This is a genomic window from Acidovorax sp. Leaf78, assembly GCF_001422735.1.
Lineage (GTDB): Bacteria > Pseudomonadota > Gammaproteobacteria > Burkholderiales > Burkholderiaceae_C > Acidovorax.
In genome coordinates this window covers 63,017-75,503 of sequence record NZ_LMLZ01000024.1, presented here as the reverse complement: position 1 = coordinate 75,503, position 12,487 = coordinate 63,017, and the positions used below count along the sequence as shown (strand labels likewise).

Below are 12,487 nucleotides of genomic sequence, written 5' to 3'. Positions count from 1 at the left end.
CACCGGCCGGCTTGACCATGCGGTGCGCGAAGCCCAACGCCCCGAAGAACAACACCGAAACGCCCAATGCCATCCCAGTATCACGGTCGCGCCACATGGCTGCTTCAGGCCGCCGTTGCCAGCGCATGCGTGCGCGTGACCATCCGCTCAAGCTTGACCAGCGCAGCGCCCGAAGCGATGGCGGCCCGGGCCTTATCAAGCCCTGCGGGCACCGAGTCGACCACGTTGGCCGCATACAGCGCCACGCCCGCGTTCAGGCAGACGATGTCCTGCGCGGCGCCGGGTTCTCCCTTGAGCACGCCGATCAGCATCTCGCGCGACTGCTCGGGGGATTCGACCTTCAAGGCGCGGTTGCTGGACATCGACATGCCGAAGTCCTCGGGGTGGATTTCATACTCGGTGATCTGGCCGTTCTTCAGCTCGCCCACCAGCGTGGCTGCGCCCAGGCTGACTTCGTCCATGCCGTCGCGGCCGTAGACCACCATGGCGTGTTCGGCGCCCAGGCGCTGCAGCGCGCGCACCTGGATGCCCACGAGGTCGGGGTGGAACACGCCCATCAGGATGTTGGGCGCGCCGGCCGGGTTGGTCAGCGGGCCCAGGATGTTGAAGATGGTGCGCACGCCCAGCTCCTTGCGCACCGGGGCCACGTTCTTCATGGCCGGGTGGTGGTTGGGTGCGAACATGAAGCCGATGCCCACCTCTGCGATGCACTGCGCGATCTGCTCGGGCTTGAGGTTGATGTGGATGCCCAGCGCCTCCATCACGTCGGCACTGCCGCTCTTGCTGGACACGCCGCGCCCGCCGTGCTTGCTGACCTTGGCGCCCGCCGCTGCGGCCACGAACATGGAGCACGTGGAGATGTTGAAGGTGTTGGCGCCGTCACCGCCCGTGCCCACGATGTCCACCAGGTGCTTGCTATCGGGCACGTGAACCTTGGTGGAGAACTCGCGCATGACCTGCGCGGCCGCCGTGATCTCGCCGATGGTTTCCTTCTTCACGCGCAGGCCGGTGACTATGGCCGCGGTCATGACGGGCGACAGCTCGCCGCTCATGATCATGCGCATCAGGTGCAGCATCTCGTCATGGAAGATTTCGCGGTGCTCGATGGTGCGCTGCAGCGCTTCCTGGGGGGTGATGGACATGGTGATAGATCCTGTCTGCGTTAATTCTTCAATGGCGCGTGGCAGCCGGCGCATTCCACAGTACGGGCGCTGCCAGGGCGGGTGCACCCGTGGATCCGGGTTTGCCGGTGCTTCATTGCGACGGTTGGTCGGTGAAGGCGAGCTTGAGGCCAAAGCCGATGAACATCGCGCCTGCGATGCGGTCCAGCCAGTGCATGCCGCGCTGCACCGCGCCCATGCGGCGCGCCATCCAGCTCGCAGCCAATGCCCAGCCCGTGTTGACGGGAATCGCGTTCACATTGAACAGCACGCCCAGCAGCACAAAGGCCAGCGCCTTGTTCTCGGTGCCCGGCGCAATGAACTGCGGCACGAACGCCAGGAAGAAGATCGCGACCTTGGGGTTGAGCACGTTGGTCCAGAAGCCGCCCATGAAGATCTTGGACAGCGGCGTGGCAGCAGCACCGGACGATGCCCCCGCCTGCGCCGCCGCGATGGCCGCTGCGCTGCCTCCATCGCCCGACGGTTTGGACAGCAGCATGCGCACACCCATCCACATCAGGTAGGCAGCGCCCACCCACTTGAGCACGGTGAACGCCGTGGCCGACGTGGCCAGCAGCGCGCCCACGCCCACGGCGGCCGCAAAGATGTGCACGAAGCACCCGGCGGTGATGCCCAGGCCGGCGACGATGCCCGCGCGGGTGCCGGACTTGAGGGCGTTGGAGACGATGTACAGCACGTCCGGGCCGGGCGTGAGGTTCAGCAGCCAGCCGGCCGCGATGAACATGAGCAGTTGGTGGCTGTCGGGCATGGTGTTACGACCAGCGTCGCTCCGGTTGCAGGCGGTGCAGGAAGGTGGTGAGCGAGTCGCGCGGCAGCGGCACCGCATGCCCCGCCAGGATGCGGCCGGCCGCGCCCCGGTGGTAGGTGCCGTGCACCACGACGTGGTTCAGGATCTCGGCCCGCGTCATGGCGCCGGTGTCGCCGTCGGTGAAGCGGAACTGCACGGGCTCGGCCAGCTGGTCCGCGCCGAGGCCGCCGGCGTACTGCAGGTACCAGTCGTCCGACGCGCGCACGGCGTCGCGCAGGGCGGGCAGTGCAGGCGTCTCGTCGGTGTTGGTCGCCGCGTAGCCGGTCTGCGGCAGGCCCTGCAGGTGGCTCGCGAAGATGCGGTCCACCACGTAGGTGTGGTTCAGGATGCGCACGAAGAGCCGGTGGTCGTCCTCGGGCAATGCCGCCTGCGACGCCTCGCCCAGCGCGAGCAACTCCTGGTTGGCCCAGCGCTTGTACTGGAACAGCTGGGCGAACGAGCCCGACGCTGCCGCAGCATCGGCCGGCGCCGTCATGCGCGCTGCTCCAGAAAGTTCTTCAGCATCGCGTGCCCGTGTTCGGTGAGGATGCTCTCGGGGTGGAACTGCACGCCCTCAATGGCCAGCTCCTTGTGGCGCACGCCCATGATCTCGCCGTCATCCGTCCAGGCGGTGACCTGCAGCACGTCAGGGCACGCGGCGCGCTCGATGGCCAGCGAGTGGTAGCGGTTGACCGTGAACTTCTCGGGCAGGCCCGCGAACACGCCCTGCTGCGTGGTGGTGATGACGCTGGTCTTGCCGTGCATCAGCTGTTGCGCACGGACGATGGTGCCGCCGAACGCGGCGCCGATGCTCTGGTGGCCCAGGCACACGCCCAGGATGGGCAGCTTGCCCGCGAAGTGCTGGATCGCCGCCACCGAGATGCCGGCCTCGGCGGGCGAGCACGGGCCGGGGGAGATCACCAGGCGGTCGGGGGCGCGCTGCGCGATGCCTTCGAGGGTGATCTCGTCGTTGCGGAACACCTCGACCTCGGCACCCAGTTCGCCGAAGTACTGCACGATGTTGTAGGTGAAGCTGTCGTAGTTGTCGACCATCAAGAGTTTCATGCTGCGCTCCCTGCGGTCTGTGGTGCGGCCGCGTCGCTGGCGTGCCCGGCGCGCAGGCGCGCGAACTCGCGGTGTTCGTAGGCAATGGAGGCTTCCATGATGCCGCGGTAGATGGCTTCGATCAGGTCGGGTTGGCCACCTTCGGCCTGGGCCGTGGCGCGCACGCGGCGCACGATGGCCTCGATGCGGGCCACGTCGCGCACCTGGGCGTCGCTTTGCTTGATGCGCGCAGCCTGCGTCATGTAGGCGCTGCGCTCCACGAGCAAGGGCACTAGCACGTCGTCGAGCGCATCGATGCGCGCACGCACCTCGGCCATGGTGGTGCAGTCCTGCACCTTGTCGATGGCTTGGGGTTTCGTGGGGGCGGTCATTCCAGGCCCTCCTCGACGAGTTCTGCCGCGCGCAGCAAGGCGCGGGCCTTGTGCTCGGTTTCCTTCCATTCCAGCTCGGGCACCGAGTCGGCCACCACGCCGGCTGCAGCCTGCACGTAGAGCGTGCCGTTCTTGATGATGCCGGTGCGGATCGCGATGGCCACGTCCATGTCGCCCGCGTAGCTCAGGTAGCCGCAGGCGCCGCCGTACAGGCCGCGCTTGGTCGGTTCGAGCTGGTCGATGAGCTCCATCGCATGCACCTTGGGCGCGCCGGTGAGCGTACCGGCCGGGAAGGTGGCCTTGAGCACGTCGATGGCCGTCATGCCGTCGTTGAGGATGCCTTCCACGTTGCTCACGATGTGCATCACATGGCTGTAGCGCTCGATGGCAAAGGCCTCCGTCACCTTCACGGTGCCGGTCTTGGCGATGCGGCCGATGTCGTTGCGCGCCAGGTCGATCAGCATCACATGCTCGGCACGCTCCTTGGGGTCGTTGATGAGCTCGACCTCGGCCGCCTTGTCCTTCTCCAGCGTGGCACCGCGGGGCCGGGTGCCGGCCAGCGGGCGGATGGTGACCTTCTGGCCGTCGGGCGTGTTCTCCTGGCGCACCAGGATCTCGGGGCTGGCGCCCACCACATGGAAGTCGCCGAAGTCGTAGAAGTACATGTACGGCGACGGGTTCAAAGATCGCAGCGCGCGGTACAGCGAGAGCGGGCTTTCGGTGTAGCGCTTGTGGATGCGCTGGCCCACCTGCACCTGCATGAAATCGCCGGCGGCGATCAGCTCCTTGGCGCGGTCCACGGCGGCCAGGTAGTCGGCCTTGGAGAAGTCGCGCTGCGCGGGGTGGCTTTCGGTGGGCTTGACGATGGGGGCACTCACCGAATACTTGAGCTGCTCCTTCAGGTCACGCAGGCGCTTCTTGGCCTTGGCATACGCCTCGGGCTGGGCCGGGTCGGCGTAGACGATGAGGTAGAGCTTGCCCGACAGGTTGTCGATGACGGCCAGTTCCTCGCACTGCAGCAGCAGGATGTCGGGGCAGCCCAGCGTGTCGGGCGGGCAGGTGTCTTCAAGCTTCTTTTCGATGTAGCGCACCGCGTCGTAGCCGAAGTAGCCAGCCAAACCGCCGCAAAAGCGCGGCAGCCCAGGGCGCAGGGCCACCTTGAAGCGCTTTTGGTAGGCCTCGATGAAGTCGAGCGGATTGCCCGCTGCGGACTCCACCACCTGCCCATCGGTCACGACCTCGGTCTTGGCGTTGGCGCCGAAGCCGCTGGCGCGCAGCAGCGTGCGCGCCGGCAGGCCGATGAAGCTGTAGCGCCCGAAGCGCTCGCCGCCCACCACGGATTCGAGCAGGAAGCTGTGCTTGCCGCCGTCCTTGCTGTGCGCGAGCTTCAGGTACAGGGAGAGAGGGGTTTCGAGGTCCGCAAACGCTTCGGCCATGAGCGGAATACGGTTGTAGCCTTCGCCGGCCAGGCTTTTGAATTCAAGTTCTGTGATCACGGGGAGAGCTCCCAGCATTTCGCAGCGCGTGTCCCGGCTTTGTCAGCAAGCAGATAGATCAACGGGGCGCTACGGTCCATTCGGTCGGCCCGCCGCTGCAGGCTGCAGGGCAAGGGCCACGGGTGCACGCTGGGGCGAGAGCCCAGGTGCCATCAGGCGTTCAGGCAGACAGGCGGACGCCAGGGCCAGGCTCCCCGGTCGCTGCAACCTGTGATGAACACGTGATGAATGAACATGGGCCAAAGTGTAGCAAAGGTTTTTTGCCGATCCATTTTCGACGGGCCTCCCTACAACGCCGCAACCACTCGAAAACCCTGTTGCGGCAAAAGTCGAGCGCAGCAACAATTTGAAACGAACGACCGTTCTTTTTTAGGAGTTGCGCATGAAGTTCTGCAAGCGTTGCGCGGTGACATTGGCTGCCTGGGTACTGGCGGCCAGCGCGATCGCCCAGCCCGTGACCGTGGCCGACGTGAAATACGCGGAGACCGCGACCGTTAGTGGCAGCACCCTGCAGCTCAACGGCGCAGGCGTGCGCTACAAGGCCGTGTTCAAGGTGTACACCGCGGGCCTGTACCTGGAGAAGAAGGCGCAGTCGCCGCAGGAAGTCGCAGCCCTCAAGGGCCCCAAGCGCGTGAGCATCACCATGCTGCGCGAGATCGACTCCACCGAGCTGGGCAAGCTGTTCTCGCGCGGCATGGAGGACAACATGGACAAGGCCGCGTTCTCCAAGCTCATCCCGGGTGTGCTGCGCATGAGCCAGATCTTCTCGGAGCACAAGAAGCTGCGCGCGGGCGACCAGTTCATGATCGACTGGATTCCGGGCACCGGCACCGTGATCACCGTCAAGGGCGAGCCGCAGGGCGAGCCTTTCAAGGAGCCCGAATTCTTCAACGCGCTGATGGGCATCTGGCTGGGCAATGCGCCCGCGGACTGGAAGCTCAAGGACGCCATGCTGGGCAAGCCCGCGGGCTGACAGCATGCCAGAGGGTCCGGGTCCAGCCCCGGGCAAACCCCCACGCGATGAGACCACTTCTTGTCGCGCGGCCGACAGATGCCGGCCCTGCTGGCACGTAACCTTCATGCAGCGTTTTTTACAGCGCTGCACCACCCACGGACCCGTACTGACCTACACCGACCCGCTACTGCACATCCCCTGCAGCGCGGCGGGCCGCAGCCTCCTCCCCGCTACCCGCGCCCCGGAACGAGCTGTCTGCAACGCAACGACCTCCCGCCTTTCACGACGACCTCTTCTGCGCCGGACACCACCATGACATTCAGCAACCTCTCCGTCGGCCTGCGGCTGGGCGCCTCGTTCGCCGCCATCCTGCTCATCACCGCGCTCATCGCTGCCATGGGCATGTGGCGCATCGGCAGCCTGCACCGCGCGAGCGAACGCGTGGCCACGCAGGAGATCGAACAGCAACTGCTGGTGGAAGACTGGGCGGCCGACATCCGGCTGAACTGGGTGCGCACCGAAGCCTTCCTCAAGGCCATCGACCGCGACTACATGGACAAGCTCACGGCCGACACCACGGCCACCGCCAAGGGCATGGACACCAAGGTGCAGCGCATCGAGGCGCTGGCGCAGGGCGAGCAGGCACGCACGCTGCTGGCAGCCATTGCCGCAGCCCGCACGGCCTACAACGACAAGCTGACCGAGATCCGCGAACTGCACCGCGGCGGCGAGCCCAATGTGCCGGCCCTCGTGGACAAGGACCTGCGGCCGCTGGCGGACAAATACCTCAAGGCCCTGGACGACCTGCGCAAGGCCATGGCCGCGCAACTGGCCGAGGGCCAGGCCGACACCGGCACGCTGGCCACGGCCAGCCAGGTGCTGCTGGGCGTGGGCACGCTGGTGGCCGTGGCGCTGGGCGCGCTGCTGGCCTTCACCGTCACCCGCTCCATCGTGCGGCCGGTGCAGCGCGGCCAGCGGGCCGCCGAGAACATCGCCGACGGCGACCTGACACACCCCATCGACACCGGCCGCAACGACGAGACCGGGCAACTGCTGCAGGCCCTGGCCACCATGCAGGCCCGCCTGGCCACTATCGTGGGCAACGTGCGCCACAGCGCCGAAGGCGTGGCCACGGCCAGCGCGGAGATCGCCTCGGGCAACAATGATTTGTCGGCGCGCACCGAGCAGCAGGCGTCGGCCCTGCAGCAGACCGCCGCGTCGATGGAGGAGTTGGGCTCCACCGTCAGCCAGAACGCGGACAACGCGCGCCAGGCCAACCAGCTGGCCATGACCGCATCGACCGTGGCCGTGCAGGGCGGCAATGTCGTGGCCGAAGTCGTGGACACGATGAAGGGCATCAACGACAGCAGCAAGAAGATCGCCGACATCATCAGCGTGATCGACAGCATCGCATTCCAGACCAACATCCTCGCGCTGAACGCCGCGGTCGAAGCCGCCCGGGCCGGCGAGCAAGGCCGGGGCTTTGCGGTGGTGGCCAGCGAAGTGCGCAGCCTGGCCGGCCGCAGCGCCGAGGCCGCCAAGGAGATCAAGGCCCTGATCAGCACCAGCGTGGAGCGCGTGGAGCGCGGCACCGTGCTGGTGGACAAGGCCGGCGCCACCATGACCGAGGTGGTCAGCGCCATCCGCCGCGTGACGGACATCATGGGCGAGATCAGCGCGGCCAGCGGCGAGCAGAGCCAGGGCGTGTCGCAAGTGGGCGAAGCCATCACGCAGATGGACCAGACCACGCAGCAGAATGCGGCCCTGGTGGAGCAAAGCGCGGCAGCGGCCGACAGCCTCAAGACGCAGGCAGGCCTGCTGGTGGATGCGGTGGCGGTGTTCCGCCTGGCGCCGGGTGCTTCGGGCACTTCGGGGGCTTCGGGTGCGTCCACGCGGTCGGCCACTGCCGACCCATCGACACCTTCGGGCGGCGCCCGCCTGGGCTACGGCAGCGGTGCTACGACGCGGCAACTCCCGGCGTGACGCTGGCTGGCCCAGCAGCCCGGATCGACCGCCGGGCGCGGGCATTGAGGATCGAAAGACGCTAGCGCAGCGCGGCCAGGGAATCCACAAAACCGTCGGCATCCACGCCGCGCACCGGCTGGCCATGGTTGTAGCCGTAGGTCACCAGCACCACCGGGCAGCCCGCCGCGCGTGCGGCCTGCGCGTCGTTGCTGGAGTCGCCCACCATCAGCGTGCGCGCCGGTGCCGTACCGAGGGCCTCGCAGGTCTTGAGCAGCGGCAAGGGGTCGGGCTTTTTGCGCTCGAACGCATCGCCGCCGAACACATGGTCGAAGAAGCCGTCGAGCCCCTTGGCCTTGAGCAGCGGCACGGCAAAGTCCGTCGGCTTGTTGGTCAGGCAGGCCAGGCGCAGACCGGCGGCGCGCAACGCCTGCAGACCATCCACCACGCCCGCATAGACTGCCGAGTACTGGCCATTGATGGCGAGATAGTGGCGCTGGTAGCTGTCCCACGCGGCGGGGTACAGCGCATCGATTTTGATAGCAGCCAGCGCTTGGTCATCCTGCGCAAGGACGTGCTGAAGCACTGAACGCAGCAGGTTCTCCGAGCCCTTGCCTACCATGGGCTCGATGCGGGCGGACTCGATGGGCGGAAGGTCCAGATCGCGCAGCATGCGGTTGATGGCCTCGGCAAAATCACCCATGGTGTCGACCATGGTGCCGTCCAGATCGACGATGGCGGCGTCCAGTTGTTTCTGGTTCAGGGGAAGGAAGTTCAAGGCAGCACGATGAAGTGAAAAATGCCTTGGATGGTAACGGGGCGCCGCCCTCGGACACCCCATGCGGACTGAGCCGCCGGCTTTGCTACCCTTGCAAGGGAATCACCGGCTTGGCGTCGCCGGCCGAAACAGACGCAGCCTCTGCAGGTGCGGCTGTGGAGCCCGACAGCACTTGCTGCGCTTTGGCGGCCGAGACGGCGCGGGGGCAGGACTTCTGGCACGAAGTCAACGCCCGAAAGCTATCGCAGACCAGCAACTGGCTCGAAAAGCATTGGTATTGAAGGCTTTGCATGGACGACGGCTGAACAGCCAGTTTCAAACCGGACCATTCCGTTTTGGTTGCCCGTAGGCTCGCCGACCGCCGGGCACCAGCGCGTAGGCGGACAGCGGTCGGGGTGTGTAGGCCGCCATCTGGACTGGATGCGCCAGCGCCGCATGGCAGGCTCGGGGCAGCAGGATCTGCGGTACTGGGGCTCTGCATGGGTGGAACGTGCCGAGGCGCAGACAGCACACACGGCGACGCCATGCGCTGGCGGCCACTGCCCAGGATGGCGCCCCTCTCACCGCCAGAAAGACTACGATTCGGATGCGCCCTGTCAGATCTGCCAGGTGCGTGCTTCGTTGCGATTGGATAGAACACCGGCCATGCTCACGCTGCCCCGCTACCTTCACTCCCTGGAGCAATTCCACAGCGTGCGCACGCCGCAGGAGCTCACGCAGTTGCTGTCGAGCGTCGGCCAGGCACTGGGTTACGACAGCATCGTGCAGGGCCTTCAAAGCTACTCGCGCCAGGGCGGGCTGCATGTCGACTCGACCTCGGTGATCTCCGACAAGTGGCACAGCCACTACCTGAAGAAGAACTACTACAAGGTCGACCCGCGCGTGCACCACTGCGCGCGCCACACCACCCCGCAGCGCTGGAGCAGCGCCGACCTGTACGACCACCCCCGCGCCGCGCAGATGATGCAGGAGGCCCACGACTTCGGCGTGCGCGCGGGCATCTACGCGCCCACGCACAGCATGGATGGGCGCTTCAGCCTGCTGTGCCTGAGCTTGCGCCATGTGCCCGTGGCCGAGGCCCAGGACCTGGTGCTGCACACGGCCCCGTTGATACCCGCACTGGCGGCGCATGCGCACGAGGCGGTGCTGCGCATCTTGCGTGCGGACGCCGAGCAGGAGCCGGTTCTCACGCGGCGCGAGTGCGAATGCCTGCAGTGGGCGGCTGCGGGCAAGACGTCGTGGGAGATCGGACTGGTGCTGAACATCGCCGAGCGCACGGTGAATTTTCACCTCAGCAATGCGATGGCCAAGCTGGGCTGCCACAGCCGGCAGCACGCCATCGTCAAGGCGCTCATGCAGGGGCTGGTCGGCCTGTAAGAACAGCCAGTTCAAGCCGCAGGGCCTGTGCGCTGCAATCGCCCCACTTCATGCGCTGTGCGTGAAGCCATTCATTGGGGAGTTTCACTTTGCGCACTGCACCTGCCACCTTTCTTTTCATGCCACGCCTGACCGTGGTCGCCTGCATCGCCGCCATGCTCACCGCTTGCGGTGGAGGGGGCGACGACGATACCGGCGGCGCGGCGCCCCATGCCATCGGCGGCACGGTGACCGGGCTGGCCGCCAACACCGAGCTGGTGCTCAACAACAACGGCGGCGATGCCTTGCGCATCAACGCCAACGGTGCTTTCCAGTTCGCCCAGCCGTCCACCGGCTACCGGGTCGAGGTCGCCACACAACCGGCCGGGCAAAACTGCAAGGTGGCCAACGGCAGCGGCACCGCCACGGCGCCCGTCGCCGATGTGCAGGTGAACTGCGCGGCCGGCACGGGCGGTGGCGACACGGGCCCGGTCATCACCGCGGGGATCGCAGGCCTGCTGGGCGAGTGGCAGCAAAACAGCTGCGTGGCCGCGGGCGGCGGCCAGTGGGCCCGCAACTACCTGCGCCCCGTGCAGGTCAACGGCACCACCCTCTCGCACGTGCAGGGCTTGCGGCTCTTTGGCAACAGCCAGTGTTCGGGTGCCGGCACGGTGCTGGGCGGCACGTCGCTGGGCCAGGTGGCGTTCTCGCGCTCCGAGTCCAACGCCAGCGTGGCGGCCAACTGGGGCACGTTCCGGCAGATCACGGGCCTGACCAGCCAGGCCATCTGGGCCAAGCGCGGCGAGAACACGCTGTGCCTGCTGGGGGATGAAAACCCGTCCATCCTGCCGACCCTGGCCCGTGTGGCCGCAGCGCTCGACACCCTGCCGGCGTCGGCCTGCTACAGCCGGCTGTAGAAACGCCCGCTCCCCCGCTGAGCACCAGCAGGGGAGCGTTGCGTTCAACGCAGGCTCAGCGTCTGGCGCTTCCAGCCCGCGTCCTGCCAGCGCTGGAACAAGGGCAGCGATGCGACGTCACCCGTCACCCGTTCGGTGGCCAGGCCGTCGATGCGGACCACCTCGAAGCTCTTGCGGTAGCGGCCCTGGCCGCGCGCCTCGCGGGCCACCAGCATCTGCTGTCCGCCGGGGACCCAGCCGGCGAATTCGGCATAGCCGGTTTCAGGCGATGTGGCTGCAGGGGGCAGCACGTCCACCACCCAGGCATCGCCCGCCTTGCGCATCACCCACAGTTCGCGCCAGCCTTCGAGCGGTTGTACGGCCAGGGCCACGGCAGTGCCTTCGCGGTTGACGGTGGCGGACGCCGCCCACACCACGCCGTAGGTGCAGCGGCGCACCAGCGGGTCCTTGGCGCCGCGCTGCGCATCCACCAGCAGCACGCAGCTCTCGCCAGGCGCACCCGGCTGCACCACCACGGCGGGCCGCTTGGCGTCGGCCACCGGTGCGGCGGCGGGTACCAGCGCCCAGCGCACCGCGCTCACGCGCATGGCGGCGTCGTTGTACGCAACCTGGTCTTCGTCGGGCAGATCGTTGCGGCTCACGCCCGCAAACTCCGCCAGGGCCCGCGACGCAGCAGCGCCCGCGGCGGGGCCGCCGTCCTTGCGCGCCTGCTGGAAGGCCACGGCGCTCCACAGCCCCGCCCGGCGCATCTGCACCCGGTTGCGCAGGTAGCTGGGCAGGCCGGCCACGTCGACTTTTTCCAGCAACTGGGCCTGCCAGTCCTGCAGCTTGGCGCGCTCGTGGGCGGGCAGGTCGGGGTTGGTGCATTCGGGCCGCGTGAGCGCCAGCGCCGCACGGGCACGCTGGTCGGCATCGGCCGAGGGCATGGCCAGCACGCGGCGGAAGGCCTCGCCGTCGTAGCAGATCTGCATGCGGCCTTCGACCTCGTAGGTGGTGAACCGCACGCCGTAGCCGTTGGCTACGTCGAGATGTGCGGACAGCGTGGCGCCGTTGGCCTTGCCTGCCGCCGTGCTCGACGGTGCCAGCGATGCCCTGCGCGCCAGCCGGTCGGCGAACGTGCCCAGGGCATCCAGGGCCTGCGCACCGCGCTCGCCCGACAGCGCTGCCGCAGGCGCTGCCTGCAGGTAGGCGGCGGTCAGGCCGATGCCCAGCGCTTCGGAGCCGGGCGTGTCCCGCATGAAGCGCAGCACCGACAGCAGCGTGGGGCCGTCGGCCTCGGTCAGCGAGACCCGGCGCACGTCGCTGGCCCGGATGAACCCGCCGCGCTCGCGCTTGTGGTCCCACACCTGCAGGTAGTCCATGCGCTCGCCGCGCACTTCCAGCACCTCGCCCTGCCACAGCAGCGTCTGCTGCTGGGCCGAGTCGCGCGGCGCGGCGCGCAGGCTGGCCTGGTCCTGCACCACGATGGCACTGCCGAAGTCGCTGGCAGCTGCGCTGCTGGATGCGCTGGCCGCTGCGCCGGTGGGTGCGCTGGCGGTGGCAGGGGTGGCGGCAGCGGTAGCCACCGTGGTGGCGGCCGAAGCGATGGCCGTGATGAGCGTGAAGAGAGTGCGCTTCAT

The 12,487-nt window shown here is 67.8% G+C and carries 12 protein-coding genes; 4 read left to right on the top strand and 8 right to left on the bottom strand.

Annotated elements, in window-relative coordinates; translation table 11 throughout:
• Positions 1-104 precede the first annotated feature (104 nt).
• From trpD to trpE, 6 genes are all read right to left on the bottom strand, one after another.
• On the bottom strand, positions 105-1,142 hold the full coding sequence (gene trpD / locus ASF16_RS22450; protein WP_056172475.1) for an anthranilate phosphoribosyltransferase: 1,038 nt from the start codon (positions 1,140-1,142) through the stop codon (positions 105-107).
• A 112-nt stretch (positions 1,143-1,254) separates the two neighbouring features.
• Positions 1,255-1,929 (bottom strand): LysE family translocator, encoded by a 675-nt coding sequence (locus ASF16_RS22445; RefSeq protein ID WP_056172472.1) that lies wholly within the window; start codon positions 1,927-1,929, stop codon positions 1,255-1,257.
• A gap of 4 nt (positions 1,930-1,933) precedes the next feature.
• On the bottom strand, positions 1,934-2,464 hold the full coding sequence (locus tag ASF16_RS22440) for a DinB family protein (RefSeq protein WP_056172469.1): 531 nt from the start codon (positions 2,462-2,464) through the stop codon (positions 1,934-1,936).
• Positions 2,461-3,033, bottom strand: coding sequence for an aminodeoxychorismate/anthranilate synthase component II (locus ASF16_RS22435; RefSeq protein ID WP_056172467.1), 573 nt, complete (start codon positions 3,031-3,033; stop codon positions 2,461-2,463). Before ASF16_RS22435 ends, ASF16_RS22440 begins: the two co-directional genes overlap by 4 nt.
• Complete coding sequence (locus ASF16_RS22430; protein ID WP_056172464.1) at positions 3,030-3,404, bottom strand: chorismate mutase; 375 nt, start codon at positions 3,402-3,404, stop codon at positions 3,030-3,032. Before ASF16_RS22430 ends, ASF16_RS22435 begins: the two co-directional genes overlap by 4 nt.
• The gene (gene trpE / locus ASF16_RS22425; RefSeq protein WP_056173003.1) at positions 3,401-4,900 is read right to left on the bottom strand and encodes an anthranilate synthase component I; all 1,500 of its coding nucleotides are present in this window, start codon (positions 4,898-4,900) and stop codon (positions 3,401-3,403) included. The genes ASF16_RS22430 and trpE overlap by 4 nt, the downstream gene beginning before the upstream one ends.
• A gap of 382 nt (positions 4,901-5,282) precedes the next feature.
• Between trpE and ASF16_RS22420 the strand changes: the two genes are divergently transcribed.
• Both ASF16_RS22420 and ASF16_RS22415 read left to right on the top strand, forming a co-directional pair.
• Positions 5,283-5,873 (top strand): chalcone isomerase family protein, encoded by a 591-nt coding sequence (locus ASF16_RS22420; protein WP_056172460.1) that lies wholly within the window; start codon positions 5,283-5,285, stop codon positions 5,871-5,873.
• A 294-nt stretch (positions 5,874-6,167) separates the two neighbouring features.
• On the top strand, positions 6,168-7,838 hold the full coding sequence (locus tag ASF16_RS22415) for a methyl-accepting chemotaxis protein (protein WP_056172457.1): 1,671 nt from the start codon (positions 6,168-6,170) through the stop codon (positions 7,836-7,838).
• A gap of 61 nt (positions 7,839-7,899) precedes the next feature.
• Here the strand turns inward: ASF16_RS22415 and gph are convergent, their stop codons facing one another.
• Positions 7,900-8,595 (bottom strand): phosphoglycolate phosphatase, encoded by a 696-nt coding sequence (gene gph / locus ASF16_RS22410; protein ID WP_056172454.1) that lies wholly within the window; start codon positions 8,593-8,595, stop codon positions 7,900-7,902.
• Between the two features lie 645 nt (positions 8,596-9,240).
• On the opposite strand from gph, the gene ASF16_RS22405 reads away from it, so the two are divergent.
• Positions 9,241-9,972, top strand: a complete 732-nt coding sequence (locus ASF16_RS22405; protein ID WP_056172452.1) for a LuxR family transcriptional regulator — start codon at positions 9,241-9,243, stop codon at positions 9,970-9,972.
• Between the two features lie 119 nt (positions 9,973-10,091).
• The gene (locus ASF16_RS22400) at positions 10,092-10,868 is read left to right on the top strand and encodes a hypothetical protein (RefSeq protein WP_156372198.1); all 777 of its coding nucleotides are present in this window, start codon (positions 10,092-10,094) and stop codon (positions 10,866-10,868) included.
• A gap of 44 nt (positions 10,869-10,912) precedes the next feature.
• Here the strand turns inward: ASF16_RS22400 and ASF16_RS22395 are convergent, their stop codons facing one another.
• A complete protein-coding gene (locus ASF16_RS22395; RefSeq protein ID WP_235507487.1) occupies positions 10,913-12,487 on the bottom strand; it encodes a hypothetical protein in 1,575 nt (524 codons plus the stop codon).

Bases quoted from the DNA above. Each gene is read 5' to 3' on its own strand.
- ASF16_RS22415 (WP_056172457.1), top strand. From the start codon at position 6,168: ATGACATTCAGCAACCTCTCCGTCGGCCTGCGGCTGGGCGCCTCGTTC.
- ASF16_RS22430 (WP_056172464.1), bottom strand. From the start codon at position 3,404: ATGACCGCCCCCACGAAACCCCAAGCCATCGACAAGGTGCAGGACTGC.
- ASF16_RS22440 (WP_056172469.1), bottom strand. From the start codon at position 2,464: ATGACGGCGCCGGCCGATGCTGCGGCAGCGTCGGGCTCGTTCGCCCAG.
- trpD (WP_056172475.1), bottom strand. From the start codon at position 1,142: ATGTCCATCACCCCCCAGGAAGCGCTGCAGCGCACCATCGAGCACCGC.
- ASF16_RS22435 (WP_056172467.1), bottom strand. From the start codon at position 3,033: ATGAAACTCTTGATGGTCGACAACTACGACAGCTTCACCTACAACATC.
- ASF16_RS22420 (WP_056172460.1), top strand. From the start codon at position 5,283: ATGAAGTTCTGCAAGCGTTGCGCGGTGACATTGGCTGCCTGGGTACTG.
- ASF16_RS22445 (WP_056172472.1), bottom strand. From the start codon at position 1,929: ATGCCCGACAGCCACCAACTGCTCATGTTCATCGCGGCCGGCTGGCTG.
- ASF16_RS22400 (WP_156372198.1), top strand. From the start codon at position 10,092: ATGCCACGCCTGACCGTGGTCGCCTGCATCGCCGCCATGCTCACCGCT.
- ASF16_RS22395 (WP_235507487.1), bottom strand. From the start codon at position 12,487: ATGAAGCGCACTCTCTTCACGCTCATCACGGCCATCGCTTCGGCCGCC.
- ASF16_RS22405 (WP_056172452.1), top strand. From the start codon at position 9,241: ATGCTCACGCTGCCCCGCTACCTTCACTCCCTGGAGCAATTCCACAGC.